The organism is Halomonas sp. ABH4_019 (genome assembly GCF_056159885.1).
The window spans coordinates 921,880-948,795 of record NZ_JBSWWC010000001.1 but is presented as its reverse complement, the minus strand read 5'-3'; the positions used below and the strand labels follow the sequence as shown (position 1 = coordinate 948,795).

General features: G+C 69.6%; 27 protein-coding genes. 9 read left to right on the top strand and 18 right to left on the bottom strand.

Annotated elements, in window-relative coordinates:
* Window positions 1-33 precede the first annotated feature (33 nt).
* The 3 genes from ACXAFN_RS04310 (at window position 34) to ACXAFN_RS04300 (ending at window position 3,841) form a co-directional block, all read left to right on the top strand.
* On the top strand, window positions 34-999 hold the full coding sequence (locus tag ACXAFN_RS04310) for a TAXI family TRAP transporter solute-binding subunit (RefSeq protein ID WP_474986487.1): 966 nt from the start codon (window positions 34-36) through the stop codon (window positions 997-999).
* Between the two features lie 76 nt (window positions 1,000-1,075).
* Entirely contained in the window at window positions 1,076-3,019 is a 1,944-nt protein-coding gene (locus ACXAFN_RS04305; RefSeq protein WP_474986485.1) for a TRAP transporter permease, read from the top strand.
* A gap of 48 nt (window positions 3,020-3,067) precedes the next feature.
* Window positions 3,068-3,841, top strand: a complete 774-nt coding sequence (locus ACXAFN_RS04300) for an HpcH/HpaI aldolase family protein (protein WP_474986483.1) — start codon at window positions 3,068-3,070, stop codon at window positions 3,839-3,841.
* Window positions 3,842-3,990: 149 nt separating this feature from the next.
* Here the strand turns inward: ACXAFN_RS04300 and ACXAFN_RS04295 are convergent, their stop codons facing one another.
* Complete coding sequence (locus ACXAFN_RS04295; protein WP_474986481.1) at window positions 3,991-4,983, bottom strand: YeiH family protein; 993 nt, start codon at window positions 4,981-4,983, stop codon at window positions 3,991-3,993.
* Window positions 4,984-5,082: 99 nt separating this feature from the next.
* Between ACXAFN_RS04295 and ACXAFN_RS04290 the strand changes: the two genes are divergently transcribed.
* Entirely contained in the window at window positions 5,083-5,997 is a 915-nt protein-coding gene (locus ACXAFN_RS04290; protein WP_474986479.1) for a LysR substrate-binding domain-containing protein, read from the top strand.
* Here ACXAFN_RS04290 and ACXAFN_RS04285 read toward each other — a convergent pair.
* Complete coding sequence (locus ACXAFN_RS04285; RefSeq protein ID WP_474986477.1) at window positions 5,977-6,753, bottom strand: TraX family protein; 777 nt, start codon at window positions 6,751-6,753, stop codon at window positions 5,977-5,979. The genes ACXAFN_RS04290 and ACXAFN_RS04285 overlap by 21 nt on opposite strands.
* A 186-nt stretch (window positions 6,754-6,939) precedes the next feature.
* Here ACXAFN_RS04285 and cadR point away from each other — a divergent pair, with 186 nt between their 5' ends.
* Window positions 6,940-7,398 (top strand): Cd(II)/Pb(II)-responsive transcriptional regulator, encoded by a 459-nt coding sequence (gene cadR, locus ACXAFN_RS04280; RefSeq protein WP_474986475.1) that lies wholly within the window; start codon window positions 6,940-6,942, stop codon window positions 7,396-7,398.
* A 111-nt stretch (window positions 7,399-7,509) separates the two neighbouring features.
* Here cadR and msrA read toward each other — a convergent pair whose 3' ends face one another.
* The 10 genes from msrA to ACXAFN_RS04230 all read right to left on the bottom strand — a co-directional run bounded on the left by msrA (window position 7,510) and on the right by ACXAFN_RS04230 (window position 16,078).
* Window positions 7,510-8,019: a peptide-methionine (S)-S-oxide reductase MsrA gene (gene msrA, locus ACXAFN_RS04275; RefSeq protein ID WP_474986473.1), complete on the bottom strand. Its 510-nt coding sequence runs from the start codon at window positions 8,017-8,019 to the stop codon at window positions 7,510-7,512.
* Between the two features lies 1 nt (window position 8,020).
* The gene (msrB, locus tag ACXAFN_RS04270) at window positions 8,021-8,467 is read right to left on the bottom strand and encodes a peptide-methionine (R)-S-oxide reductase MsrB (RefSeq protein WP_474986471.1); all 447 of its coding nucleotides are present in this window, start codon (window positions 8,465-8,467) and stop codon (window positions 8,021-8,023) included.
* Between the two features lie 143 nt (window positions 8,468-8,610).
* Window positions 8,611-9,762 carry a beta-aspartyl-peptidase gene (gene iadA, locus ACXAFN_RS04265; RefSeq protein ID WP_474986469.1) on the bottom strand — a complete coding sequence of 384 codons (1,152 nt, stop codon included), beginning with the start codon at window positions 9,760-9,762 and terminating at the stop codon, window positions 8,611-8,613.
* A 64-nt stretch (window positions 9,763-9,826) separates the two neighbouring features.
* Complete coding sequence (locus tag ACXAFN_RS04260; protein ID WP_474986467.1) at window positions 9,827-10,606, bottom strand: transporter substrate-binding domain-containing protein; 780 nt, start codon at window positions 10,604-10,606, stop codon at window positions 9,827-9,829.
* Between the two features lie 334 nt (window positions 10,607-10,940).
* Window positions 10,941-11,708 (bottom strand): transporter substrate-binding domain-containing protein, encoded by a 768-nt coding sequence (locus tag ACXAFN_RS04255; RefSeq protein WP_474986465.1) that lies wholly within the window; start codon window positions 11,706-11,708, stop codon window positions 10,941-10,943.
* A 138-nt stretch (window positions 11,709-11,846) separates the two neighbouring features.
* A complete protein-coding gene (locus tag ACXAFN_RS04250) occupies window positions 11,847-12,578 on the bottom strand; it encodes an ABC transporter permease (RefSeq protein WP_474986463.1) in 732 nt (243 codons plus the stop codon).
* On the bottom strand, window positions 12,578-13,282 hold the full coding sequence (locus ACXAFN_RS04245) for an ABC transporter permease (protein ID WP_474986461.1): 705 nt from the start codon (window positions 13,280-13,282) through the stop codon (window positions 12,578-12,580). The genes ACXAFN_RS04250 and ACXAFN_RS04245 overlap by 1 nt, the downstream gene beginning before the upstream one ends.
* A 24-nt stretch (window positions 13,283-13,306) precedes the next feature.
* Complete coding sequence (locus ACXAFN_RS04240; RefSeq protein WP_474986459.1) at window positions 13,307-14,077, bottom strand: ABC transporter ATP-binding protein; 771 nt, start codon at window positions 14,075-14,077, stop codon at window positions 13,307-13,309.
* A gap of 257 nt (window positions 14,078-14,334) precedes the next feature.
* Complete coding sequence (locus ACXAFN_RS04235) at window positions 14,335-15,330, bottom strand: succinylglutamate desuccinylase (protein ID WP_474986457.1); 996 nt, start codon at window positions 15,328-15,330, stop codon at window positions 14,335-14,337.
* A gap of 193 nt (window positions 15,331-15,523) precedes the next feature.
* Complete coding sequence (locus ACXAFN_RS04230) at window positions 15,524-16,078, bottom strand: lipocalin family protein (protein ID WP_474986455.1); 555 nt, start codon at window positions 16,076-16,078, stop codon at window positions 15,524-15,526.
* Window positions 16,079-16,171: 93 nt separating this feature from the next.
* Here ACXAFN_RS04230 and ACXAFN_RS04225 point away from each other — a divergent pair, with 93 nt between their 5' ends.
* A complete protein-coding gene (locus ACXAFN_RS04225) occupies window positions 16,172-17,023 on the top strand; it encodes a class I SAM-dependent methyltransferase (RefSeq protein WP_474986453.1) in 852 nt (283 codons plus the stop codon).
* 21 nt (window positions 17,024-17,044) lie between these two features.
* Here the strand turns inward: ACXAFN_RS04225 and ACXAFN_RS04220 are convergent, their stop codons facing one another.
* Entirely contained in the window at window positions 17,045-18,124 is a 1,080-nt protein-coding gene (locus ACXAFN_RS04220) for a tartrate dehydrogenase (RefSeq protein WP_474986451.1), read from the bottom strand.
* Between the two features lie 105 nt (window positions 18,125-18,229).
* Between ACXAFN_RS04220 and ACXAFN_RS04215 the strand changes: the two genes are divergently transcribed.
* Entirely contained in the window at window positions 18,230-19,180 is a 951-nt protein-coding gene (locus ACXAFN_RS04215; protein ID WP_474986449.1) for a LysR family transcriptional regulator, read from the top strand.
* On the top strand, window positions 19,177-20,514 hold the full coding sequence (locus ACXAFN_RS04210; RefSeq protein WP_474986447.1) for a glycosyltransferase: 1,338 nt from the start codon (window positions 19,177-19,179) through the stop codon (window positions 20,512-20,514). Before ACXAFN_RS04215 ends, ACXAFN_RS04210 begins: the two co-directional genes overlap by 4 nt.
* 24 nt (window positions 20,515-20,538) lie before the next feature.
* On the opposite strand, the gene ACXAFN_RS04205 is transcribed toward ACXAFN_RS04210, so the two are convergent.
* The 3 genes from ACXAFN_RS04205 to ACXAFN_RS04195 all read right to left on the bottom strand — a co-directional run bounded on the left by ACXAFN_RS04205 (window position 20,539) and on the right by ACXAFN_RS04195 (window position 23,489).
* Window positions 20,539-21,216: a TVP38/TMEM64 family protein gene (locus ACXAFN_RS04205; protein ID WP_474986446.1), complete on the bottom strand. Its 678-nt coding sequence runs from the start codon at window positions 21,214-21,216 to the stop codon at window positions 20,539-20,541.
* A gap of 92 nt (window positions 21,217-21,308) precedes the next feature.
* Window positions 21,309-22,232 carry an ABC transporter substrate-binding protein gene (locus ACXAFN_RS04200; protein WP_474986444.1) on the bottom strand — a complete coding sequence of 308 codons (924 nt, stop codon included), beginning with the start codon at window positions 22,230-22,232 and terminating at the stop codon, window positions 21,309-21,311.
* 75 nt (window positions 22,233-22,307) lie between these two features.
* Window positions 22,308-23,489 carry a TauD/TfdA family dioxygenase gene (locus tag ACXAFN_RS04195; protein WP_474986443.1) on the bottom strand — a complete coding sequence of 394 codons (1,182 nt, stop codon included), beginning with the start codon at window positions 23,487-23,489 and terminating at the stop codon, window positions 22,308-22,310.
* Window positions 23,490-23,597: 108 nt separating this feature from the next.
* Here ACXAFN_RS04195 and ACXAFN_RS04190 point away from each other — a divergent pair, with 108 nt between their 5' ends.
* Window positions 23,598-24,497, top strand: a complete 900-nt coding sequence (locus ACXAFN_RS04190) for a LysR substrate-binding domain-containing protein (protein ID WP_474986442.1) — start codon at window positions 23,598-23,600, stop codon at window positions 24,495-24,497.
* On the opposite strand, the gene ACXAFN_RS04185 is transcribed toward ACXAFN_RS04190, so the two are convergent.
* Window positions 24,480-25,283: a M90 family metallopeptidase gene (locus ACXAFN_RS04185; RefSeq protein WP_474986440.1), complete on the bottom strand. Its 804-nt coding sequence runs from the start codon at window positions 25,281-25,283 to the stop codon at window positions 24,480-24,482. The genes ACXAFN_RS04190 and ACXAFN_RS04185 overlap by 18 nt on opposite strands.
* 4 nt (window positions 25,284-25,287) lie before the next feature.
* Window positions 25,288-26,877, bottom strand: a complete 1,590-nt coding sequence (locus ACXAFN_RS04180; RefSeq protein WP_474986438.1) for a GNAT family N-acetyltransferase — start codon at window positions 26,875-26,877, stop codon at window positions 25,288-25,290.
* Between the last annotated feature and the right edge of the window lie 39 nt (window positions 26,878-26,916).

The window sequence follows — 26,916 nt, the reverse complement described above, 5'->3', positions numbered from 1 at the left end:
AAGAATACGTATTCAAAAATAAGAGAGCTCACGATGATGTCACGTTCCCTGCTGACCGCCGGCGCCATCGCCGTCATGACCGCCGCCCTCGCCAGTGGTGCCCAGGCCCAGACGCGCCTGGCCTTCGGGGCCACCAATTCCCAGTCGGCTCACTATGCCTATTTCGCCTCCCTGACCAAGGTGGTCAACGAGGCCTACGACGACGTGGACGCGACCGTCGTCGAGACCGGCGCCACGGTCGATAACCTGCGTCGCATGGCCCGCAACCAGCTCGACCTGGGGCTGGTGACCACCAGTACGCTCTACCATGCCTATACCGGCCAGGGGGACTTCGAGGGGCGGCCCATCGACTCCAAGCTGCTGTGGGCCTACAACCTGGCGCCCCAGAACGTGATCGTGCGCCGCGACAGCGGGATCGAGAGCATCGAGGAGCTCGAGGGCAAGCGTTTCGGACCGGGCCAGCGTGGCTCTTCCACCGAGGCGACCTCGCTGGCGGTTCTCGAGGCCCTGGGCATTGCTCCCGACTGGGTGCGGGGCAGCAATGGCGAGCTTGCCGCCGCGATCAAGGACGATCGCGCCAATGGCTTCATCAAGTCCTCGGTGGGCGAGCGCTTCGACGCCCTGACCACCGATATCGCCACCTTCACCCCGGTGCAGGTGCTCGGCATCGACGAGGAGCAGCGCGCGGTGATCGAGGAGCAGCTGCCCGAGCTGTCCATCGTCGAGATGCCCGGCGGCGACCTGGAGAACTCCGGTCCCTATACGACCTGGGGCTTCATGATCGGAGTATCCGCCTCGCCGGAGCTGAGCGAGGAGACCGCCTACCGGGTCGTCAAGGCGGTGATGGAGGACGACGTCGAGCAGGCCTCGGCCTTCCCGCCGGTCGAGGGCGCCGATCTCGCCGAGCTGACCCTGGAATACGCCACCACGCCGCTGCATCCCGGGGCCATCCGCTACTTCGAAGAAGCCGGATACGACGTCCCCGAACGCCTCAAGTAAGCCTGCCGGCGGCCCGCCTCGGGCCGCCATCGTCCGACCCGCATATGCGCCGTAATTCCACCCTCCGGAGGGTGTCATGACCGAATCCCGAGACGACTCCCCGCAGCAGGGCGAGTCTACTGCGTTGCCGCGCCACCTCAAGGTGGCGGCGGCGGTGGTCTCCATCGCCCTCGGCCTGTTCATCTTCTACACGTCCTTCTTCGGCGCCTTCGAGACCCTGATCCAGCGTGCCATCTTCGTCGCCCTGGTCACCGTCCTCGGCCTGCTGATGTTCCCGCTGGGCCTCGGCCGGCCCTGGCGCCCCCTGGGGGCGCTCATCGATACGGCCATCGGGGGGCTGGTGGTCGCCGCCGCCGTCTATGTGATCTACCACTTCGAAACGATCATGACGGAGCTGCCCTTCGCCACGTCACTGGACCTGTTCCTGGGTTACGGCACCCTGCTGGTGATCCTCGAACTGGCGCGGCGCTCGGCGAGCCTGGTGTTCCCGGTGCTGGTGGGCCTGATGGTCGCCTACGCCTTCTTCGGCCACCTGATCCCCGGCTCCCTGGGGCACCGTGAGCTCGACAGCTTCTATATCGCCGAGGTCATCTTCCTCTCCGACCGCGGCCTGTGGGGCATGCTGGTGGGGATCGCCTCGACGACGCTGGCGGCCTTCGTGCTGTTCGGCAGCCTGCTGCTGCACAGCGGCGTCGGCCAGACCTTCTTCGACCTCTCGGCCCGGGCCGGTGGCTCGAGCCCCGGCGGCGCGGCCAAGATCGCCACCGTGGCCTCCGGCCTGTTCGGTGCCATCAGCGGCAGCTCGGTGGCCAACATCGCCACCACCGGCAACTTCACCATTCCGCTGATGAAGCGACTGCGCTATCCCTCGGCGCTGGCCGGCGGGGTGGAGGCGATCGCTTCCACCGGTGGTCAGCTCGCCCCGCCTATCATGGGCACGGCGGCCTTCGTCATGGCCGAGCTGGTGGGCATGAACTACTGGAAGATCGCCCTCGCGGCCTTGTTGCCGGCGGTATTGCTCTACGTGGGCGTCTTCATGACCGTCCACTTCATCGCCCGGCGCGGCAACTATGGGCGGATGTCCGCCGACGAGTTGCCGGACTGGCGCTCGGCCCTCAACTGGCGTCGCCTGGCGCCCCTGGTGGCGGCGATCGTCGGGCTGGGGTTTGGCATCGTCCGTGGCAACTCCATCGAGCTGACCGCCTGCTTCGGCATGATCGGCATCATCGGCGCCTATGCGGTCGCCTCGCTGACCGAGGGCGTGCCGCTGCGCAAGATCCTGACCAGCCTCAGCCACGCCCTGCAGACCGGCGGCCGGGGCATCGTGATCGTCGGCATCCTGCTGATCGCCGCCCAGGTGTTCGTGGCGATGATCAACCTCACCGGGGTCGGGGTGACCATCACCAATGCGATCCTCAGCGTGGGCGGCGACAACATCTGGCTCATCGCCATCATCATGGCGTTCGTCTGCCTGATCGCCGGCATGGGGCTGCCGACCTCGGCGGCCTATGTGCTGGTCGCCGCGGTCTTCGCCCCGGCCCTGATCCAGCAGGGGCTGGATGCCCTGACCGTGCACCTCTTCGTGCTCTACTACGCGGCCTTGTCGGTGGTGACGCCGCCGGTCTGCGTCGGCGTCTTCGTCGCCGCGATGATCGCCGACTGCCCCTGGATCCAGGTCGCCAAGTATGCCCTGCGCCTGGGGGCCACCGCCTACGTGATGCCCTTCCTGTTCCTGATCTATCCCGGACTGATCGGCCAGGGCGGCATTGATGCCGTGCTGCTGGCGCTGATGTCGGGCCTCGGCTTCATTCTCGCGGCAGCCTCGTTCTTCGCCGCCTCGCCGGTGGTCGGGCGTGACAACCCGTCCTGGGCGTTGTGGCTGCTGCCCATGGGCCTCGCGCTCTATCCCGAGTGGTGGTCCTCGCTGGCCGGCGCGGCCCTGACCCTGGCCATGCTCGCCAGCGCTCGCCGCGCGGCGGCCCCTGCCATGCCACCAAGCGGAGCCGCGACCGGGAGCTGATCCCGGTCATGGCATCCGGCCCGTCAACATCATCGTTCGAGGTTGCCCATGACACGCACCATCAAGCCCGATGCCTTCCGCGAGGCCCTGACGTCTCGCCGGCGGCTGGTCGCCACCTTCGTCAAGACCCCAAGCCACACCCAGGCCGAGGTGTTCGGCCTCTCGGGGCTCGACTTCGTCTGTTTCGACGCCGAGCATGCGCCCTGGAACCGGGAGTCCCTGGACGCCTGCCTGCTCGCCTCGCGAGCCATGCAGTTGCCGGCCCTGGTGCGCATCCCCGAGCTCAGCGAGTCCGCGATCCTGCAGGCACTGGACTCGGGCGCCACCGGTCTCGTGGTGCCTCATGTGTGCACCGGCGACCAGGCGCAGCGGCTCGCCATGGCCGCCCACTATGGCCCCGGCGGCCGCGGCTACGCGGGGTCGACGCGTGCCGCGGATTACACCTGCAAGCCGATGCGCGACCACCTGCGCGAGCAGCGCGCCCAGACGACCCTCGTCGCCCAGATCGAGGATGCCGAGGCCCTCGAGCATCTGGACGAGATCATGGCCGTGGAGGACATCGATGCCTTCCTGATCGGGCGCGTCGACCTCACCGTGGCCCTGGGCGCGGATTCCCCCGCCGATCCACGGGTCGAGGAGGCCGTCGAGCGCATCTGCGCCGCGGCGAAGCGCCATGGCCGCGCCCTGGGCATGTTCCTGCCCGATCTCGAGGAGGCGCCTCGCTGGCTCGAGGCCGGCATGAGTTTCTTCCTGGTCGGCTCCGATCAGAGCTTCGTGTTCAATGCGGCGCGAGCATTGCAGCAGGACTTCGAGCGACTTTGAGGCAGGCTGGCCGCGGCGTCTTCGTCCCGGCACCCTCGATCGACATGACAAGGCCGCGCCCTCGGGCGCGGCCTTGTCGATTCCCTTCTCACCCATATCCTATTGCCTCACGCCTCACGCCTCACGCCTCACGCCTCACGCCTCACGCTTTAGCCCATCAGCAGCCAGCTGGCCAGCCCACCGCCGCCAAGCAGCAGCGCGAACAGCATCAGCGCCAGGATGAAGGGCTTGATGCCCAGCGCCTTGAGCTTCTCCAGGCGGGTCTCGTAGCCCAGGGCGGCCATGGCCATGGTCAGGGCCAGCTGGCCGAGCTGGACCAGGGCCCCATGGAGCGCGGCGGGCAGGGTCACGACGCTGTTGAAGACCACCATCGCCATGAAGCCGAAGGCGAACCAGGGGATCACCAGCGTGGCCTTTCCCTCGCCGCCTGAGGCCGCGTGGCGGCGCAGCCACCATTGGCCGACGATCAGCAGGAAGGGCACCAGCAGCATCACCCGCACCAGCTTGACGATCACCGCATTGGCCAGGGCGTCGGGGCCCACCGCCTCGCCGGCGGCCACCACCTGGGCGACCTCGTGGACGGTCGCGCCGATATAGATGCCGAACAGCTGTTCATCCATGCCCAGCAGGGGGTAGAGCAGGGGGTAGACCAGCATCGCCAGCGAGCCGAACAGCACCACCGTGGCCACCGCCATGGAGGTCGCGGCGGGACGCGAGCGGATGGTCGACTCGGTGGCCAGCACCGCGGCGGCGCCGCAGATCGCGCTGCCGGCGCTGGTCAGCAGGGTGGTCTCGCGGTCGAGCCCCAGCAGCCGGGTGCCGATCAGGTAGCCGGTCACCAGCACGGCGGTGATCACCAGCGCGTCCAGCAGCAGCACCCTGGGGCCCAGGCCGATCACCTGTTGCAGGGTCAGTGACAGGCCGAACAGCACGATGCCGCCGCGCAGCAGCCGGCGAGTGGCGAAGGCGAGCCCCGGGCCGGCCTGTGTCAGGTGCCTGGCCAGCGGGGAGTTGCCGGCCAGGATGCCCAGCAGCAGGGCCATCACCAACGGGCTAACCCCGCTCTCGGCGAGCATCGGCAGCCGGGAAAGGGCGGTACCGCCGGCGGTCAGCAGGGTGCAGAGGACGAGGCCTTGCCACATGGGTCACGCTCCGGGATGTTGTGGGTGACGATCATGCTATGCCCTAATAGTGCTTTTGGTTATCAGCTAATAACGAACCTGCTTTTCGGAAAAACCGATATGACGCCACAGGTCAGCTTTCGCCAGCTCCAGGTCTTCGCCGCCGTGGCCCGGCGCGGCACGGTGAGCGGTGCCGCCGCCGAACTGGCGCTGTCCCAGTCGGCCACCAGCCAGGCGCTCTCCGACCTGGAACGCCAGCTCGGCGTGGCGCTGTTCGAGCGCCCCGGCCGTCGGCTGGTACTCAACGACCTGGGGCGCAGCCTGCTGCCGCGGGCCGAGGAGTTGCTCGACGGCCTGGCCGGCTTCGTCGCCGCGGCCCGGGAACCGGAAGGCGAACTGCGCGGCACGCTCGGCATCTCGGCCAGCGCCACCGTGGGCACCTACCTGTTGCCCGGCCTGGTGGGACGCTTCAGCGAGGCGCATCCGCGGGCGGACCTGCGCCTGCGGCTGCGCAACACCCATGAGGTGATCGGCGACGTGCTGCGCCTGGAGGCAGATCTGGGCCTGATCGAGGGCGAATGCCGGGAGCCGGCGCTGGTCAGCGAGCCCTGGTGCGAGGATCGCCTGGTGGTGGTGGCGGCGCCCGGCCATCCGCTGGCGCGCCGCGAGCGGCTCGGCGATCGGGACCTGGCCGAGGCCGCCTGGATCCTGCGCGAGCCCGGTTCCGGCACCCGCGAGGTCTTCGAGCAGGCCCTGCGCCGCCGCGGCGTCTCGCCCCGGGTGCGCATGGCGCTCGGCCAGCACGAGGCGATCAAGCAGGCGGTGCTGGCGGGCCTGGGGCTCGGCTGCCTGTCGGCGCTGGGCGTGGCCGGCGAGCTGGCGCGCGGCGAGCTGGTGGCGCTCGACGGCGATCTGGTCCTGCGCCGGACCTTTTCCCTGGTGTGGCACACCGAGCGCTATCGAAGCCCCTTGTGGCAGGCCTTCAAGGTGTTCCTGGTCGAGGCACGCGGGGCGTCAGGTCAGCCCCAACCATAGCGCGATGGCGGCGAAGTGGGCGGGATACCAGGCCAGCCACAGCCGGCGCGGCATGGGGAGCGGCACCGTGGGGGACAAGCGATGCGCGCCGGCGGCCAACAGCAGGACCACCAGGCAGGTGGCGACGGTGAAGGCCTTGGCCATCATGGAGCTGTTCATCAGCCCGGCGGCGAGCAGCACCGGCAGCGCGGCGGTGGCGCCGGCGAGGCGCTCGGCCGGATCAACGGCGCCCGTGTGCAGGCGCCGCATGGCCACCATGTAGAGCGGGATCATCAGCAGGCCCAGGTGACCGTATTCGACGACCCGGCCCGCCAGCGCCCAGACCGCCAGGGCGGCGAGGCCCTCGGCGGCCCCTCGCAAGGCGCCGCCATTGGCCATGCGCCCCGGCAGGCCCAGCAGCCAGGCGCCACCGGTCAGGCCCAGCGACAGCGTGAAGCAGATGTTGAGGAGCAGGCCGTCGACGTCCCGGGGCATCATCGCATAGGGCAGCTGGGCGACCAGGCCGATCACCAGCACGCGTCGGGCGTAGCGCAGCGGGTCGCGGGTGTTGAAGAGCCCGTGCCAGGCGACCATGGCGGCGAACAGCGGGAAGGCGATGCGGCCCAGCGAGGAGTCGATCCAGCCCAGACCCCAGGCCTCGGGCACGGCGTAACGGGCCAGGTGGTCGAGGGTCATGGTGATCAGCGCCAGCCACTGGCCCCAGCCGGTCCAGGCCGAGGAGGGGCGGTCGAGGGTGGCGGTGGTGGCATGGGGCATCGCGATCTCCCGCTGTGAGTGACCGTTCTGCTGACCGGTGCAAGGCGGCAGGGTTCGCGTGGAGGGCAATGTTTGTCGATTGGCTGCACCGGGTGTCGCCGTCCGGGGACGGGCGGGGGCCGCCAACGGCTTGCTCGATGCCTGGCCTATAGTCACTATAGGGGAAAGTCTGCCCGGGAGCCTGTCTTGAAGATCGGCGAACTGGCGCGCCGCACCGACTGCCGCGTCGTCACCATCCGCTACTACGAACGCGAGGGGCTGCTGTCCGCGCCGGCGCGCAGCGAGGCCAACTATCGGCTGTATGGCGAGGCCCATGCCGAACGGCTGGCCTTCATTCGCCACTGCCGGGCGCTGGACATGACGCTGGAAGAGATCCGCGCCCTGCTCGATTGCCACGATCACCCCGACCGGCCCTGCCACGAGGCCGATGCCCTGATCGATGCCCACCTCGATCACGTGGCGGCCCGCATCGCCCAGCTTCAGGCCCTGGAAGGCGCCCTGCAGGCCCTGCGTGCCCGCTGCCAGGGGCAACATTCCACCGCCGAGTGCGGCATCCTCGAGGCCCTGGCGCATCCGCCGGAGGACGCGGGGGCCCTGGCGTCGGCGGATGACGACCATGTGCCGGGCACCCATTCCCTGCGCTGAGTTCGAGCTCGGTACATGCTAGCGATCCGGCAGCGGCCGGCCGCCTCCGGATCGCACGGGGAGAGACAAGGAGGGGCGCGCCGGCTTCGACGACGCGCTTTGGGTCAAGGGTCAGGCGTCGGATGAGCGCGACGGCAACACCCAGTCCGGCCGGGGAAAGTGGCAGGTGTAGCCCCGGGGGTAGTGTTGCAGGTAGTCCTGATGCTCCGGCTCGGCCTCCCAGAAGTCGCCTACGGGGGCGACTTCGGTGACGACCTCGCCGGGCCACAGGCCCGAGGCGTTGACGTCCTCGATGGTGTTCAGGGCTTCCCGTCTCTGGGCCTCGTCCACGTAGTAGATCGCCGAGCGATAGGACATGCCGCGATCATTGCCCTGGCGGTTCAGGGTGGTGGGGTCGTGGATCTGGAAGAAGTACTCCAGTATGCGCCGATAACCGATCACCTCGGGGTCGAACAGGATCTCGATGCCCTCGGCGTGGGTACCGTGATGACGGTAGGTGGCATGGGGCACGTCGCCGCCGGTGTAGCCGACGCGAGTGCCTTCTACCCCCGGGAGCTGGCGGATCAGCTCCTGCATGCCCCAGAAGCAGCCGCCTGCCAGTACGGCGCGTTGCAGTGCCATGTCACACCTCCTCGACGTGATGCAGATAGTCGCCATAGCCCTCGGCCTCCATGTCATCGCGATGAATGAAACGCAACGACGCCGAGTTGATGCAGTAGCGCAGGCCGCCATCCTCCCGCGGGCCATCGGGGAAGACGTGGCCCAGGTGGCTGTCGGCATGGGTCGAACGCACCTCGGTGCGCACCATGCCGTGGGAAGCGTCTACCCTCTCGTTCACGTGGGCCGGTTCGATGGGACGGGTGAAGCTCGGCCAGCCGCAGCCCGACTCGTACTTGGCCGAGGAGGCGAACAGCGGTTCGCCGGACACGATGTCCACGTAGATGCCGGGCTCTTGGTGGTGCAGGTACTCGCCGGTACCGGGGCGCTCCGTGCCGTTCTCCTGGGTGACCCGGTACTGCTCGTCGGTCAGCCGGGCGATGGCATCGGGCGACTTGGCGTAATCCTTCATGGACTCTCCTCTCGATGGCAGCTGAGACTCGCGCCTGGCACGGTGCCTGCTTTCGGCACCCGAGCAGATGTTCACAGGGCTTGAGTCGCTTGCGGGACGCCAGCCTTACATGTCCGGCGAACGTTGTCGCGGGGGCTCGCCGTTCAGGCGCGATGCACCCGCCGGCCCATCGCCCAGATCTCGTCGAGGGCCCAGGCGTCGTCGGCGAGCACCAGCAGGTCGGCATCGGCGCCGACACGCAGCCGGCCCTTGCGGGGCAGGCCCAGGGCATCGGCGGCATGGGTGCTGGCCACCCCGATGGCCTGGTCGAGCGGCACGCCGTATGCCGCGACGCATTCCCCCAGGGTCTCGAACAGGCTGGCCAGGCGGCCCGGCTGGAGGCCGATGAACTGGCCATCGGCATCGAAGCGGGGCAGGGAGGCGTTGGCGTCCGACGATAGGGTGATCCGCGAGGGCTCGAGGCGGGCCTCCAGGGCCCGGGCCACGGCGCGGGCGGCGGGGACCTCGCCGTCGGCCAGCAGCTCCGGGGTGGTGCTGGTGGTGAAGTCGATGCGACCGCCCTCGCGGGCGAAGCGCAGGCCGTCCTCGAACAGCTCGGCGGTACGATTGACATGGGTGGGCAGGAACTGGGACAGCGGCAGGGCGCTGTGCCGCGCGACCTCGCGCAGCGGCTCGAGGCCGCCTGCGGCATCGCCGGTGTGGATGAAGACGATCCCGCTCTTGCCGGCCAGCATGCCGGCGGTCCGGGTCTCGGCGGCGAGCCGGGTGAGTTCCTCGCGGCTCGGCTGGGAGCCGCGGTGATCGCTGATGGCCACCTCGCCCAGGCCGATGAATTCGGGAATGAAGGTGATATCGCCGGCCACCGAACCGGTCAGGGTCACCGGCGGCAACTGGTAGGAGCCCGTATAGCAGTAGGTGGTCAGGCCGCCGGCGGCCAGCTCGCGCGCCTTGCCCAGCAGGTTGGCGGGGGTGCGGGTCAGGGCATCGGTGCCCAGGGCGCCGACCAGGGTGGTGACGCCGGAAGCCAGGGCCTCTTCCAGGCCGAGCTCGGGGGTACGAGTGCCGAAGCCTCCCTCGCCGCCGCCGCCGATGAAGTGCACCAGGGGGTCGACCAGCCCGGGGATGATCCGGCGCCCCTCCAGGTCCCGGACCGTCACCGCCGGCCCTTGGGCGGGCAGGTCGCCGTCGTCGCTCGCCGGGACGATGGCGGCGATGCGGCCGTCGGCGACCAGCAGGTGGCACAGGCCCAGCGGCTCGGGGGCATGCACGCGGGCGTTCTTGAGCAGGGTCAGCATCCTCTCTCCTCTCTCGACGAGGACGCCGGCTTGCGCCGGCGTCCAGGGAAGTCCGGGGCGGCGCTTACAGCTTGACGTCGTAGCTGAAGTACTCGGCCATGATCTCGTCGTAGGTGCCGTTGGTCTTCAACGCCTGGAGGGCCTCGTTGAAGCGCTCGGCGAGCTCGCGATCGCGCTGGCGGAAGGCGACCCCCACGCCCTGGCCGAAGTACTTTTCCGGCTCCTTGATGAAGTCGCTGATGCGCTGGAAGTCGCTCTCCGGGGTGTCGATATCGATCATCGCCTCGGCGATCGGGTAGTCCATGAACGTCAGGTCCAGGCGGCCGGTGCGCATGTCGGCGATGACGTCGTCGGCACTGCCGTAGCGGCGGACATCGAGCACGTCGCCGTAGAGATCGGTGACGTAGCGATCCTGCAGGGTGGCGCGCTGCACGCCCACGGTCAGGCCCTCGAGGCTTGTCCGGTCCGAGATGTCGATGTCGTTGCCCTTGGCGGCGATCCAGGCACTCGGGGTCGTGTAGTAAGGCTCGGAGAACAGCACCTGACGGGCACGCTCCTCGGTGATGGCCATCGAGGACATGATGGCATCGAACTTGCGGGCCATCAGCGCCGGAATCATGCCGTCCCAGGGCTGCTCGACCCAGGTGCATGTCTCGTCGAGGTATTCGCAGACGGCGTTGCCGAGCTCGACCTCGAAGCCGGTCAGGGTGCCGTCGGGCAGCTTGTACTCGAAGGGCTCGTAGGGCACGTCCACGGCCAGGCGAATGGGCTTGTCGGCCTGGACGGCGGTGGCGAACAGGCTGGCACCGAGGGTGGCGGCCAGCAGCAGCTTGGCGTTACGCATGGGGAGTTCCTCCCGTTAGGGCGTGGATTGTCGTGGTTGTTGCGGTCAGGGAGTCACCGCTGGGACAAGGGCGAAAAGGGCGAAAAGGGCGACAGGGGGCGCCAGGGTCGGCGCAGGACGCCGTCAGGAATGAGGCACGGAGGTGCCGAGACGGCCGGGGCGGCCATCGGGAAGGCTTATTCGTCGAACCACTCGCTGAGGTAGAAGCGCGGGGCGGCGCTTCGGCGAGGGGTGGGCGTGCGCATGAGGTCGGTGGGCGGCAGGCGCATGGCTGGGTCTCTTGAGGACGAACCGCCCCGGGCGCTCCGGGGCGGCCGATTACTCGCCAATGGGCTTACTCGCCGAAGTACTCGGCGTAGATCTCGTCGTAGGTGCCGTCGTCCTTGAGGGTCGCCAGGGCCTCGTTGAAGGCCGCGGCCAGTTCCTCGTCGCGCTGGCGGAAGGCGATGCCGAAGCCTTCGCCGAAGTATTCCTTCGGCTCGCTGATGCGCTCGCCGACGGTCTTGTAGTCGCCGGCCTCGCTGTCGAGCAGGGTGGACTTGCCGATCGGGAAGTCGAGGAAGACGATGTCCAGGCGCCCGGCGTCCATGTCCAGCACCATGTCGTCGGCGGTGGCGTAGCGGTTCACGTCGGCCACGTCGCCGTAGTTGTCGGTGACGTAGTTGTCCTGCAGGGTGCCGCGCTGCACGCCGATGGACATGCCGTCCAGGGACTCGGCGTCCGGGGTGGCGATCTCGCTGTCCGCGGGGGCGAACCAGGCGGAGGGCGGCGTGATGTAGGGGTCGGAGAACAGCACCTGCTCGCGACGCTGCTCGTTGATGGTCATCGAGGACATGATGGCGTCGTACTTGCGTGCCTGCAGCCCCGGAATGATGCCGTCCCAACCCTGCACGACCCACTCGCACTGGATGCCGATCTCGGCGCACAGGGCGTTGCCCAGGTCGATGTCGAAGCCGGTCAGCTCGCCGTCCGGGGTGCGGTATTCCATCGGCTCGTAGGGCACGTCGACGCCGATGCGGATATCGCGGACCTCGGCATTGGCGACGCCGGCGAACATGGCGGCGCTCAGCACGCCGAGGCTCAGGATCTTCTGAATCTTCATGAGGGCTTCCCCTTGTTGTTGATGGTCCACCTTGTGGGCGGCGAATCCGGGATATGACCCGCCCACCTTAGCGGAAGGCCGGACGGGCCGAAAGATCGGGAACGAACGTCGGTTCCCAACGCTTGTTTGACGCTCGCCTCAGCCGCTGGCCGGCTTGAGGTGGGCGAGCAGTCGCTTCTCCAGGTGGCGGAAGAAGTAGATGATCGAGAAGGTCAGGCACAGGTAGATCGCCGCCACGAACAGGAAGGCGTCGAAGGGCGCATAGAAGCGGGCGTAGACGAAGCGCGCCGCGCCGGTCAGGTCCATGATGGTCACCACGCTGGCGATGGCGCTGGCGTGGAGCATGAAGATCACCTCGTTGCCGTAGGCCGGCAGGGCGCGGCGAAAGGCGCTGGGCAGCACGATGCGGCGCAGCATGAGGCCCCGGGACATGCCGTAGGCCCGGGCCGCCTCGATCTCGCCCTTCGGCGTGGCCTTGATGGCGCCGCGGAAGATCTCGGTGGTATAGGCCCCGGTGTTGAGGGTGAAGGCGATCAGCGCCGGCACGAACGGCTTCTCGAGGATCACCCACAGCCAGGTGTCCTGGATGCCCTCGACGAACACCACGCCGTAGTAGATCAGGTAGAGCTGCACCAGCAGCGGGGTGCCGCGGAACACGTAGCAGTAGAAGAAGATCGGCAGCCGGATCCAGGCCCGCTTCGCGCCGCGGCCGATGGCCAGCGGCACCGCCATCACCAGGCCGATGATCAGCGACAGGAACACCAGCTGGACGGTGGTGGCCAGGCCATCGCCGTAGTAGGAGAGGGTCTGCAGGGTGAAGATGCTGTTGTCGGCCAGGGCGGCCTCGAGCCAGTTCATCAGGGCGTCCATCAGTCTGCCTCCCCGTAGCCGATGTCGTAGCGCTTCTGCAGCCGCGCGAAGCCCCACTCGGAGACGCTGGCGATCAGCAGGTAGATGGCCGCGACGATGATCATGAAGGTGAAGGGCTCGCGGGTCGCCTTGGAGGCCTCGGCGGCCACCCGGACCATGTCGGACAGCCCGATCACCGACACCAGGGCGGTGGTCTTGAGCAGCACCATCCAGTTGTTGGACAGCCCCGGCAGGGCGTGGCGCATCATCTGCGGGAAGCGGATGCGCCGGAACACCAGCCAGTGGTTCATGCCGTAGGCGCGGCCGGCCTCGATCTGGCCGCTGTCCACCGCCATGAAGGCGCCGCGGAAGGTCTCGCCCATGTAGGCGCCGAAGATCAGGCCGATGGTGCCGACCCCGGCGACGAACTCGTTGACGTTGATGAAGATGTCGACGTCGAAGCGGTCATAGAGCATGTCGGTGAACATGTTGATGCCGATCTGGCCGCCGAAGAACAGCAGCATCATCAGCACCAGGTCCGGCACGCCGCGGATGACGGTGGTGTAGAGGGTGCCCAGCCGGTGCAGCCACCAGTGGCGGGACATCTTGGCGGTGGCGGTCGCGAGCCCCAGCGCGATGGCCAGGAGCAGCGACAGCACCGCCAGCTCGACGGTGATCAGGGCGCCTTCGAACAGGCGCGGGCCGTAGCCGTGCAGATCGATCATGGGAGATCTCCTCGTGCGGGCGCCTCAGTGCTTGGGGGCCAGGAACTGCTTGAGTCGCTCGGAGCGCGGATTGCCCAGCACCTGGTCGGGCGGCCCGGCCTCCTCGACCTGGCCCTGGTGCAGGTAGACGACCTGGGACGAGACGTCCCGGGCGAAGGCCATCTCGTGGGTGACCACGATCATGGTGCGGCCCTCGTCGGCCAGGTCGCGCATCACCTTGAGCACGTCGCCGACCAGTTCCGGGTCCAGCGCCGAGGTGGGCTCGTCGAACAGCATCACCTCCGGGTCCATGGCCAGGGCCCGGGCGATGGCGCCGCGCTGCTGCTGGCCGCCGGAGAGCTGGGCGGGATAGTAGTCGGCGCGCTCGGCCAGGCCGACCCGCTCGAGCAGCTCGCGGGCGTGGGCGATGGCCTCCTGCTTGGACTTGCCCAGCACGTGCACCGGGGCCTCGATGACGTTCTCGAGCAGGGTCATGTGGGCCCACAGGTTGAAGCTCTGGAAGACCATGGACAGCTTGGCGCGCATGGCGACGACCTGTTTCCAGTCCGCCGGCTCACGGCCGTGCTTGGTCTCCTTGAAGCGGATCTTCTCGCCGTGGACGATCAGCTCGCCGGCGTTGGGCATCTCCAGCAGGTTCATGCAGCGCAGGAAGGTACTCTTCCCGGAGCCCGAGGCGCCGATCAGGGTGATGACGTCACCCTTGTGGGCCTGCAGGGAGAGTCCCTTGAGGACTTCGGTGTCGCCGAAGCGTTTCTTGATGTTCTGCACTTCCAGCGGGATCGGAGTGTCGGCCATGGAATAGGCTCCAGTTCGCAGGGTTCACCCGGGCTGCGTCCGACACGGCGCGCCGCCGGCGCGGCGTGTCGGGCGAAGCCCCGAAGACCGGTGGCGGTCCGGCGTGAAAAAGGGGGCGATTCTACCAGCCTCGGCGGGCGTCGGCAGGTCGCCCTGTGCGGATGGTCGTTCGACCTTGGTCTAAGAGATGCGCAGTGGTTGTCATGAATGCTTTCCGGTTTGTTGTTGTTGTGGCGTTCGGTCGGGCGGTGCCGCCTTCAGGTGCCGGCGTCCGGCGGCGTCGCGGCGCTGACCAGCAGGACGGCGCGGGCGCCGATCTCGACCCGCGCATTGGGAAAGACCACCCGCAGCGCTCGCTCGCCCACCGTGAAGGGACCGGCGACGGCGTCCTCGGCCAGGCGGGTGCCGGGGGCGAACTCGGTGAAGTTGGGCGTCTCGTCGGCGAAGCACAGCCGGAAGTCCTCGGCGTGGCGCTTGAGCTCGTGCTCGACGCGGAAGAAGGCCATGTCGTGCGCCGGGCGCTCGAGCGGTGGGCGGTCCTCGAGTAGTGCCGCGAGCAGCGCCGCCATGGGCGCCAGGGGCGCCAGGTCGTTGTCGCCGAAGGGCAGGGCGCGGCCCAGCTCCAGGGTGAAGGCGGCCGCGCCGTGGTAGTGCTTCGAATAGTGGGAAAAGGTCCAGCTGTGGGCGTGCTGGTGCAGCACCGCCTGGATGTCGGCCCCGGCCAGCCAGCGCCATTGCGCGGCCGGGGTGGCCGATTCGGCGTAGGGCTCGACGGCGAAGCGCGGGTACTGGCTGTCGCGGATCGCCGTGTGCAGGTCGTAGTGCCACCGCGGGCGTTCCGCGTGGCGCGCGAAGAAGGCGTCCACTACGGCCATCAGCGTCCGGGCCCGGTCGGGTTCCGGCCCCTGAGTATCGAGGCCGCGACGAAACAGCCGGTTGAGGTTGGTGTCGACGAAGCGCGTGCCGGCGCGGATCGCCTCGAGGTTGCCGAGGATCACCAGCGTCGGGGTGGCCAGCCGCAGCAGGCCGGCCTCCAGGCGGGCCAGCAGCTCGCCGAGCAGTTCGATGGGCGCGGTCTCGTTGCCGTGAATGCCCACCGAGAGGACCAGCGCCGGGGCGGTAGCCGAGGGGGCCTCGGGCATCAGCTCCAGCAGCCCGGCGCCGTCGATCCGGTAGCGTCCCCCGGGCAGGGTGCCTTCGCTGGCGGCGGGGGCCCGGTCGGCGAGGCTGGCCTCCAGCCATTCACTGAGCATGGCGAGCACCTGGGCGGCGGCGATGGCGGGTCGGGCGAGACATGGGGATCCTCGTGTTGTCGCTTTTTTCGGGATGCGGTCTACCTTCGGCCCTGCCCGGTACCGGCTCAAGGGGCCCTGTCGGCAGAATGAAAGAGCGGGGTGCGAAGCTGTAAGCACCAGGCCTCGTCCGCAGGATCGACGGGCGTCGGCGCTAGTCGGGGCCGGCCCGGCGCCAGGGCATGCAGGCCTCGCCCTGTTCCACCTCGATCAGTTCGTCCACCGGGAAGTCCAGCGACGCGGCGCGCTCGACCAGCGCGCGATAGGTGGCCGGGGGCAGTTCGGGGGTGCGCGCGAGGATCCATAGATAGTCGCGGTCCGGTCCCGATACCAGCGCCCACGCATAGTCGTCGGCCAGGGCCAGCACGTTGTAGCCGGCATAGAAGGGGCCGAAGAAGCTGACCTTGAGCCGGCCCTGCCCGGGCTCGCCGATCGGATAGGCCCGGCCCTCGGCGACATCGACCTCGCCGGCGCCCAGGTCGACGCCGCGATTGATCACCCGGATGCCGCCGTCGTCGCGGCGAGTGTAGTCGGCGGTGACGCAGTCCAGGCCTTCCTCGAAGCCGTGGTCGAAGCGGGCGATTTCGTACCAGCGGCCCAGGTAGCGCTCGGCGTCGAAGCCGTCGACGGCGCGGGTGCCCTCGGGAATGCCGGTGCAGGCGGACAGGCCCAGGGCGAGCAGGGCCAGGGAAAGCAGGGGGCGTGGCATCGTGACCTCCATGTCGGGACGACCATGGCAGGATAGGGGGGCGGTCGAAAAGTCGCTAGGCTGGAAGGCTTCGATACTGAGGAGAGCACCGCGATGGAGACCGTGCCGCGTCTCGATGCCCACTACGATGCCCTCGCCCGGCGGGACGGCGAGCCGCTGACGGACCGCCTGCGGGCGGCGTTCCGGGCCACCGGCCGGGACCCCGAGCGGCTTTCCCTGGATGACGTCGCCGGCATCGACCAGCTGCACCTGGGCGGGCGCCGGGCCAGTCGCGACCTGGCCCGGCGCGGGGGGCTCGCGGCCGGGCAGCGGGTGCTGGACGTGGGCTGCGGCACCGGCGGCGCCAGTCGATTGCTGGCCGACGAGCAGGGCGTCGAGGTCGTCGGCGTGGACATCACCGCGGCCTTCGTCGCGGTGGCCGAGTGGCTGAGCCGGGCCACTGGGCTGGCGGATCGGACCCGCTTCCTGTGCGCCGATGCCGCTCGGCTGCCGCTGCCGGCGGCGAGCGTGGAGGCGGTCTGGTGTCAGCATGCGCTGATGAACATGCCCGCCCCGGCGGCGGCGCTGGCCGAGTGGCACCGCCTGCTGGTCCCCGGGGGGCGGGTGCTGCTCCACGAGGTGGTGGCCGGGGACAACCCGGCGCCGCTCTCGCTGCCGGTGCCCTGGGCACGGGACGTCGCGCACAGCCACCTGATCCGCCGGGAGGCCCTGGAGGCCGCGCTTGCCGAGGCGGGGTTCGTCGCCCGGAAGGTGGACGACGTCAGCGCCGCGGCGCTGGCCTGGCGGCGCCGCCAGGGGGCGGGCCGGCGCGAGCCGGGGGCGACGCCCCTGCCGGGCCCCGCGCTGATCTTCGGCGACGACTTCGCGGCCATGGGTCGCCAGCTGCTCGCCAACCTGGCGGACGACCGGGTGCGCATCCTCGCCGGCGTCTGGACGCGGGGCTGAGCGCCCGCTGCCCGCTGTCCTTCAGGCGTCGTCGGCGATGCGCTCGGCGATGGCGCGGCCCAGCCGTTCGGTGGTACCGCGGCCCTTGAGGTCGGGGGTCAGCGTCTCGGCGTCGCCCTCGGCGAGCACCGCCTCGATGGCGGCGAGGATGGCCGCGCCCGCCTGCGGATGGCCCAGGTGCTCGAGCATCATGGCGCCGGACCAGATCTGGCCGATGGGGTTGGCGATGCCGCGGCCGGCGATGTCCGGGGCGCTGCCGTGGACCGGCTCGAACAGGCTCGGGAAGGTGCCCTCGGGGTTGATGTTGGCCGAGGGGGCCACGCCGATGGTGCCGGTGCAGGCCGGGCCCAGGTCGGAGAGGATGTCGCCGAACAGGTTGCTTGCCACCACCACGTCGAACCAGTCCGGGTGCAGCACGAAGTTGGCGGTGAGGATGTCGATGTGGAACTGGTCGACCTCGACCTCCGGGTAGCGCTCGCCCATGGCGGCCACGCGCTTGTCCCACCAGGGCATGGTGATGGCGATGCCGTTGGACTTGGTGGCCGAGGTCAGCTTCTTCCGCGGGCGGCTCTGGGCCAGCTCGAAGGCGTACTTCAGCACCCGGTCGACCCCGGTGCGGGTCATCACCGTCTCCTGGATCACCACCTCGCGTTCGGTGCCCTCGAACATGGTGCCGCCAACGCTGGAGTACTCGCCCTCGGTGTTCTCGCGTACCACGTAGAAGTCGATGTCGCCCGGCGTTCGCCCGGCCAGCGGGCTCTCGATGCCCGGCAGCAGGCGGCACGGCCGCAGGTTGACGTACTGGTCGAACTCGCGGCGGAACTTGAGCAGCGAGCCCCACAGCGAGACGTGGTCCGGCACCGTCTCCGGCCAGCCGATGGCGCCGTAGTAGAGGGCGTCGAAGGTGACCAGCGTCTGCTTCCAGTCGTCGGGCAGCATCCGGCCGTGCTCGAGGTAGTAGTCGCAGCTGGCGAAGTCGAAGGCCTCGAAGGCCAGGTCCAGGTCGAAGCGGCGGGCGGCGGCCTCGAGGGTACGCAGGCCCTCGGGCATGACTTCCTTGCCGATGCCGTCTCCGGCGAGCACGGCGATGCGCTGGGTCATGGTGGCTCCTGTCGATACGTGAACGAAGCGCCAGTCTACCCCTGCACGCCAGCGAGATAATCGGGGTAACATTCAATCCATTGTTGAGCTCAAGTGGAGAATGCGGTGACGCCCCTCGACGACCTGGCCTTCTTCCAGCGCCTGGCCCGGGCCGGCAGCCTGACCGCTACCGCCCGGGAGCTCGGGCTGTCGCTGTCGGCGGTGAGCAAGCGCCTGCAGCGGCTCGAGGCGCGCCTCGGCGTCTCGCTGGCGGCGCGCACCACCCGGCGCCTGACCCTGACCGCCGAGGGCGAGCGCTACCTGGCCCGCGGCGTGGCGATCCTCGACGACTTGACGGAGCTGGAGGAGAGCCTGGGCGATCGCCGCGCCGAGCTCTCCGGGCCGCTGCGCGTCAACGCTACCTTCGGCTTCGGGCGCCGGCACGTGGCGCCGCTGCTGTCGGCCTTTCTCGCCCGCCACCCGCGCCTCGAGGCGAGCCTCGAGCTGACCAACTTCCCGCTCGGCCTGGCCGACCAGGGCATCGATATCGGCATCCGGGTCGGCGAGCCGCCGGACTCGCGGCTGGTGGCCCGGCGGATCCTGGCCAACCGCCGCGTGCTGTGCGCGGCGCCGCGCTACGTGGCCCAGATGCCCCCGCTGCAGGCACCGGCCGACCTGGCCGCCCATCCCTGCCTGGTGCTGCGCGAGATCGAGAGCGACTACGCGGTGTGGCGCTTCGTGCGCCGTCACGGCCCGGCAGAGGAACGCGCGGTGAAGGTCGCCGGTCCCATGGCCAGCAACGACGGCGAGGTGATCCGTGGCCTGGCCCGGGACGGCCACGGCATCGCCCTGCGTTCCTGGTGGGACGTTCACGAGGACCTGGCGGCGGGGCGCCTGGTCGAACTGCTGCCCGAGTGGCGGGGCGTGCGTGCGGACTTCCATGCCGTGTATGATCGGCGCCGCCACGTTCCGCTGCGGATCCGTGCCTTCATCGCCTATCTTGAGCAGGAGATGGCCGGGCGCGTGCCGCCGCTGGAGGTGCCCCCGCAAGCCCGGCAAGGAGAGTCGCGACCGTGAATGTGCTGATGTTCACCAACACCTATCTGCCCATCGTCGGCGGCGTCAGCGAGTCGGTGCAGCGGCTCAAGCGACAGCTCCAGGCCGCGGGGCACAACGTGCTGGTGGTGGCGCCGCGCCTCGAGGGCCAGCCGGACTTCGAGGCCGACGTGGTGCGGGTGGCGGCGGTGCAGCACTTCAACGGCAGCGACTTCTCGCTGCCGGTGCCGATTCCCGGCCAGCTGTATGACGCCATCGAGGCCTTCGAGCCGGACCTGGTGCATGCCCACCATCCCTTCCTGCTCGGCGACACCGCGGCCCGGGCCGCCGAGACCTACGGCCTGCCGCTGGTGTTCACCCATCACACCCTCTACGAGCACTACACCCACTACGTGCCCGGCGACTCGCCGCGCATGCAGCGCTTCGCCGTGGCCCTGGCCACCCAGTACACCTGGCTGTGTGATGCCGTCATCGCGCCCAGCGAGAGCATCCGCGACCTGCTGTTCGCCCGGGCTGCCAACCCCGAGATCCGCGTGGTGCCGAGCGGCGTGGACACGGCGCGCTTCGCCGAGGGCGACGGCGCGGCCTGCCGGTCCGCCCGGGGCATTCCCGACGACGCCTACGTGATCGGCCACCTGGGCCGGCTGGCGCGGGAAAAGAACCTGGTGTTCCTGGCCGAGGGCGTGTGCCGGGCGCTTGCCGAGCGGCCTGAAGCGCATTTCCTGGTGGTCGGCGACGGCGAGGCCGCCGAGGCCATGGCGGCGGTCGCCGCGGAGCAGGGCGTGGCCGACCGGGTTCATTTCACCGGCCGCCTGCAGGGCCAGGCGCTGATCGACGCCTACCACGCCATGGACGTCTTCGCCTTCGCCTCCCACAGCGAGACCCAGGGCATGGTGGTGGCCGAGGCCATGGCCGCCGGCCTGCCCGTGGTGGCGGTGCGCGCCCCCGGGGTCGTGGAGGTGGTGGCGCAGGGCGAGAACGGTCGGCTGCTGGCCGAGGACGATGCCGAGGCCATGGCCGTGGCGTTGGTCGAGCTCGGCGACCCGGGCGCCCGCAAGCCGCTGCACCACGGCGCCCTGGCCACCGCCGCGGACTACGACGAGCGGCTCTGCGCCGAGCGTTGCCTGGCCGTCTACCGGCGGGTGATCGCCCGGGGCGGGCCCTTCACCCACGCCGACGACGGCGGCTGGGACCGGGTGCGCGGACGGCTGGGGGCGGAGTGGCAGATGCTGCGCTACCGGGGGCGCATCCTGCGCCATCTGGTGCAGGAAGAGTGGGAGCAGGAACGGCCCTCCTGGTGGCCCGGCGGGCGCTCGGACGAGCCTTCCGACGAGTCCGAGCTGTCCTCGAAGTGAGCTCGCCGGTGTGCCGGCGAGCCCTCAGCGCCGCCGGCGGCGTTCGGCCCAGCGCTTGAGCCCGTAGAGCAGCCCCAGCCCCAGCACCAGGCCCCCGAGGGCCAGGATCACCTCCTGGCGGCTCTCGGCGGTGGCCAGTTCGCCGAGCTGGCTGCCGAGCAGGGTCACCCCGGCCAGCCCCGGGACGATGCCCAGGGTCGAGCCGATCATGTAGTCGCGAAAGCGCAGGTGGAAGGCCCCGGCCATCATGTTGGTCAGGGTGAAGGGCGCCAGGGGCAGCAGGTTGACCAGGGTCATGGTGCGGATGCCGCGCCCGGAGAGGTAGCGCGACAGGCCCTTGAGGTGCTTGCCGCCATAGCGCAGCAGGGCGTCGCGGCCCAGCCTGCGGCCGACCCACCAGGTCAGCACCGAGGCGGCCAGGGTGCCGGCCAGGGCATAGCCGAAGCCCCACCAGGGGCCGAACAGCAGGCCGGTCAGCGCCACCAGCAGGCTCAACGGGAACATCACCAGCGAGGCGCCGGCGTAGACCGCCATCACCACCAGCACCGCCCAGGAGGCGTCGCGCCAGGCCACGCTGCCCTTGGCCAGGGCCAGCAGGGTGTCGACGGTGAGCAGGTCCTGCATGGCCAGCCATTGCCACAGCAGGCCGAGGGCGACGAGCAGGGTCAGGGCGGCGGCGAGGAGGCCGAGGGAGCGAGACATGGGGCGCGAGGGTTCCTGATGGATATCGCGCCTTAGCATACGGCAGAGGCGGCGCTGGCCAAAGGGCCAGGCCGCCGGTCCCTACGGGGGAATCAGAGGCTGGCCTGCACCGTCGGCCAGGCCGGATCGCCGTCGCGGGTGGTGACGCCCTCGAGCATGGCTTCGACGCGTTCGGGGTGGTCGTGGATCCACTGGGCAGCGACCTCGTCGGCGTCGCGTTCCTGCTGGCCGAATGCCTGGATCATCCAGCTCTGTTCCTCGGCCGCGAAGGTGAACTGGTCGAAGAAGGTCGCGAGGTTGGGTTGTGCCTCGGCGTAGTCGCTGCGCAGCACCGTCAGCACGTCGGTCTCGCCGTTGTTGTCGCCGAACAGGTCCTGGGGGTCGTCGAGGTAGCGCATCGGCAGTTCCAGGTTCATCCAGTGCGGCGTCCAGCCGACCCACACGATGGGCTCCTCGCGAGAGATGGCGGCGCGGGCGGCGCCGAGCATACCGACCACGCTGGTGTCCACCAGCTGCCAGTCGCCCAGGCCCCAGGTGTCGTTGTCGATGGCGGTGTTGAGGATCTCGCTGGCCGCCGAGCCGGCCCCGAAGCCATGGATCTCACCGTCGAAGCGCTCGCGATGGGCGTCCAGGTCGGCGAAGCTCCGGATGCCCTGATCAAAGAGGTAGTCGGGCACCGCCAGGGTCATCTGGGCGCCCTCGACGTTGTTGCCCAGGCTCGTGATGGTCCCGCCTTCCTGGCGCGGCGCGAACATCTCCCGCTGGGCCGGCATCCAACCGCCGAGGAAGGCATCGAGGTCGCCGGTCTCCAGCCCCTGGTAGATCACCTGGAGGCCGATTTCATGGGTACGGGTCTCGTAGCCCAGCGGGGCGAGGAGCTGGGAGGCGATTTCGCTCTTGACGGTGACACCGGGCCAGGCCGGCACTCCCAGGTCGAGGGTGGCGTCATCGCCCAGGGCCGGGAGCGGCAGTGCCAACGGCAGGGTGATGGCAGCGAGCTTCTTGAACGAGGTCATGGAGACTCCTTGTCGAGGGAAGGGGGCCGTGACGCCTCAAGCTGTGGCATCACGGCTCGCCGTGGGTGGGCCGCTTCAGTCCTGACGGGCCAGCACCCGCAGGCGGGACTCGAGCATGTCGAGGTCGAGGTAGGTGCCTTGCAGGTGGCGCTTGCCGGTATTGGGGTCGAAGGCGCGGCGGCCGTGCAGCACGCGGCGGTTGTCGAAGGCGATCATCTGACCGGGCTTCAATGCGAACTCGAGCTGGTGGAGCGGGTCGTGCAGCAGTCGCCAGAAGTGCCGGTACGCCGCGTACCAGGCGTCGATCTCCTGGTCGGGCAGCCGCAGGGTGTCGCGGATCCAGTTGTTGAAGCGGACCTCCACCAGTTGGCCATCGCCATCGAGCTGGAGGATGGGCGCGCGCCAGGCGATGTCCTGGGTCTCGTCCTGGAAGCGGAAGTCGATGGGGGTCTCGCTGAGCAGACGGAAGTCCTCCGGCGAGGCCTCGCGCAGCGCCTCGGCGACGGCGAAGCCATCGGCGAAGATCGACTCGCCGCCCTCGGCATCGTTCTCCAGGCAGTACAGCAGCTGGATGTCCGGCGGCTGGCGCCAGTTGGGCAGGTCGCTGTGCAGCGCCAGGCCGATGGCGGTATAGGCGGCGTTGTTGGGGTTGGGCTTGGAGCGCACGTCGAAGCGGGCGCCGAAGTTGGTCGGACGCAGCGGGCCGATGCGTTCGGCCAGGCGGCTGACTTCCTCGTCGGCCAGGGGGCCGTCTTCGAGCAGCACCAGGCCGTCGCGCAGCAGGGCGGTGAGCCAGGCCCGTTCGCCGGCGGCACCGGCGACGAAGTCGCCATGGGCGACGCGCTCGGGGCGGAAATTCGGTGACCAGGGGCGGCGTTCGGGCACGATCGGTGCGGGATCGCTTCCGGGGCGGCGCTGGTGGAGCCAGCCCGCATCGAAGCGGCTCACGTGGCCGTCGGTCCATCGGATCACCAGGTTGCCCCGCTCGAGGGCGACCTCGGCGGCATCGACACGGGCCTCCAGGGGCACGTGGAGCCGCTCGTGGGTCTGGGGGTGGCGACAGGCGTCACAGGCGCAGTGGTCGCGCAACCAGAGCAGCGGGAAGTGAGCCCGCTGACCGTCCTCCCAGCCGAGCGTTACTCGGACGCCATTCGCCATGGCATCGTCGAGTGCGGGCCCACGATGGTCCGCGAGTTCGCCCATGTCGAGCGCAGGGCGGGGAGTGGCATGGGCTTGGGGCGACGTGGCGGTATGCATCGGGACCTCCTGGGAATCGAATGAGGTCTAGGGTGGCGATTGCCCGAGGGGCTGACAAACGATTAATCTGGTGGCTATGACCCTATAAAATTTATGACAGGCTTTTTCATGAGCGCCCTGCCGCCGCTGCTATGGGTGCAGGCCTTCGAGGCCGCCGCCCGCACCTTGAGTTTCACCGCCGCCGGCCACGAGCTCGGCGTGACCCAGGCCGCGATCAGCCAGCGGGTCCGTTTGCTGGAGGATCGCCTGGGCCAACGGCTGTTCGTGCGACATCCGCGCAGCCTGAGCCTGACGCCGGCGGGCCAGGCCTGGCTGCCGAGCCTGCAGGACGCCTTCACGCGGCTGGCCGAGGGCGCCCAGGAGGTGTTCGGCGAAGCCGGCGAGGCCCCGGTGACGCTGCGCACCACCCCGGTGGTGCAGCAGAACTGGCTGGCGCCGCGCCTGGGGGCGTTCCGCGCCGCGCATCCCGAGGTGCCGCTGCGCCTGGTCAGCGCCATCTGGCCGGCCGACTTCGGCCCCGAGGGCGCCGACCTGGAGATTCGCTACGGCCACGGCGACTGGCCGGGGGTCGAGGCGCGGTCGCTGGGCGACGAAGAGATGCTGCCGGTGTGCGCCCCGGCGCTGGCCGAGCGCCTGGCGACCCCGGCGGACCTGGCCGGCCAGACCCTGCTGCATGCGGTGGGGTTCGCGGTGGGCTGGCCGACCTGGCTGGAGGCCGTGGGGGCCACGGGGCTGGAATCGCGCTGCGCGGCGCTGTCCTGCGACAACCAGGTGATGACCCTGGCGCTGGCCGCCCAGGGGGTGGGAATCGCCCTGACCCATCGGCGGTTGGTGGAGGGGCGCAACGATCTGGCGGTGGCCTTCGAGTGGCCGGTACCCAGTGCGGAACGCTTCTGGCTGGTGCGACCGGTGCGTCGCCGGCCGCGCCCGGAGGCGGCGCGGCTGTGGGCCTGGCTGGTGGCCCGGCTCGATGCCACCCCAGGGGCAGCGTCAGGCGAGGGCGGCTAGCCAGGCCCGCGGGTCCTGGCGGAAGTAGCGGGCCAGCAGGGCGTAGAGCTCGGGGTAGGCGCCGTGCAGCGCTTCGGGCGCGGCGAAGAAATACTCGCAGCTCACCGCGAAGCACTCGCCGGGCTGGCTTCCGGCATAGTCGTCGATGGGCGTGGCCTCGCCGCGGGCGAGGTGCGCCTGGAGGTCGTCCCACACGGCGGTGAATACCCGGTGCCAGTCCCGCGGGTCGATGTCGCCGGGCAGCGGCGGGAAGCCGTCGGCGTCCAGGGAGTTGGCCATGTCGAGCTTGTGGGCCAGCTCGTGGATCACCACGTTGAAGCCGTCCAGGCGGCCGCTGTCCATGAGGTCCGGATAGGCCACCACCACCGGGCCCTGGTGGGAGGTCTCGCCGGCGCGCTCGTCGTCGTACTCGTGCATCACGCCGAACTCGTCGAGTTCCTCGACCCGGCGATGGAAGGCATCGGGCACGATCAGGATCTCGTGGACGCCGGCGAAGGCCTGGCGATGGGTGCGCTCGGCCCAGCCCAGGGTCAGCAGGCAGGCCTGGGCGGCGATGGCCAGCCGCGCCGCCGGGTCGAAGTCGATCGCCTCGTCCAGCTCGGGGTGGCGGCTCAGCCGCTTGGCGTGGGCAAACCACCAGGCCCGGTGGCCGAGGCGCTCGGCGGCGTCGTCGGGCAACGCGGCGAGCAGCGGCAACCGCGCCCGGGCCTCGGCCCAGTCCGCCGCGGGGAAGGGATGGCGGGCCTCGAAGCGGGCCGCCCGCCAGCGCTTCAGCCGTTCCAGCATGGCTTCAGGCCTCCTCCACGTCGCGGCCCCCGGATGGCCGGCCCCCGGACTTCCAGGACCAGTCGCGCAGGCGCAGGTCGAAGAGATCCTGGCGGCGGTCCTTGAGGTTGGTCACCGAGCCCTCGTTGCGCACCACCTTGAGACGGTTCAGGTCCAGGTCCGAGAACATGATCATCTCGGTGTTGGGAGTGGTCTCGGCGAGCACGGCGTCGTGGGGGAAGGAGAAGTCCGAGGGCGAGAACACCGACGACTGGGCGTACTGGATGTCGAGGTTCTCGATCGAGGGCACGTTGCCGACGCTGCCGCACAGCACCACGTAGCACTCGTTCTCGATGGCCCGCGCCTGGGCGCAGTGGCGCACCCGCAGGTAGCCGTTCTTGGTGTCGGTCCAGAACGGCACGAACAGGATGTCCATGTCCTGCTCGGCGAGCAGCCGCGAGAGCTCGGGGAACTCCACGTCATAGCAGATCTGGATGCCGATGCGACCGGCGTCGGTCTCGAAGACCTGCAGCTCGTCGCCGCCCTCGATCACCCAGTCGCGGCGCTCCTGGGGGGTGATGTGCAGCTTGGCCTGGCGCTCCACGGAGCCGTCCCGGTGGCACAGGTAGGCGACGTTGTAGAGCCGGTCCTCCTCGCCCACCTCGATCATCGAGCCGGCCACGATGTTGATGTTGTAGGCCACCGCCATGCGCGACAGCTCGGTCTTGAAGCGTTCGGTGAAGCCGGCCAGGAAGCGGATGGCGGCCAGCTGGTCCTGCTGGGCGGCGCGATCCTGCAGGCCCATCAGCGGGGCGTTGAACAGCTCCGGGAAGACCGCGAAGTCGCTCTGGTAGTCGGCCAGGGCATCGACGAAATACTCGACCTGTTGGAGCACCGCCTCCACCGAATCGAACTCGCGCATCTGCCACTGCACGGCGCCGACCCGCACCTGGGTGCGGCGGCTCTCGAGCACCCGCTCGGCGGGCTCGAAGAGGATGTTGTTCCACTCCAGCAGGGTCGCGTAGCCCTGGGACTTCTCGTCCTCGGGCAGGTACTTGCGCAGCAGCCGCTTGACCTGGAAGTCGTTGGCCAGCTGGAACGACAGGATGGGGTCGTGGATCTCCTTGCGCGCCACCTTGTCGATGTACTCCGTGGGCGACAGCTCGTCGGCATGGTGGTGGTACTGGGGAATGCGCCCGCCGGCCAGGATGGCGCGCATGTTCAGCGAGCGGCACAGCTCCTTGCGGGCCTCGTAGAGCCGCCGTCCCAGGCGATAGCCCCGGTAGTCCGGATGGATCAGCACGTCGAGGCCGTACATGGCGTCGCCCTCGGCGTCGTTGAGGATGATCTCGCGGCTGCCGATCAGGTCGTCGTACTGGTGGGGGTTGGAGAACTCGTCGTAGTCGACCTGCACGGTCAGCGCCACGCCGACCAGGCGGCCGTCGTCCTCGATGACCAGCTGGCCGTCGGGAAATTCCTCGATCAGCTTGTCGATGGTGTGCTCCGGCCAGGCGCCGCCGATGTCGTGGTAGACGGCGTCCATCAGCGTCTTGAGCTGCGGGTAGTCGTCCTGCGTCAGGTTGCGCAGGTTGAGGTGCAGGTCATCGAGGGACATGGCCGCGGGCTCTCCGGTTGAGTAACGAAAATCGCAGTC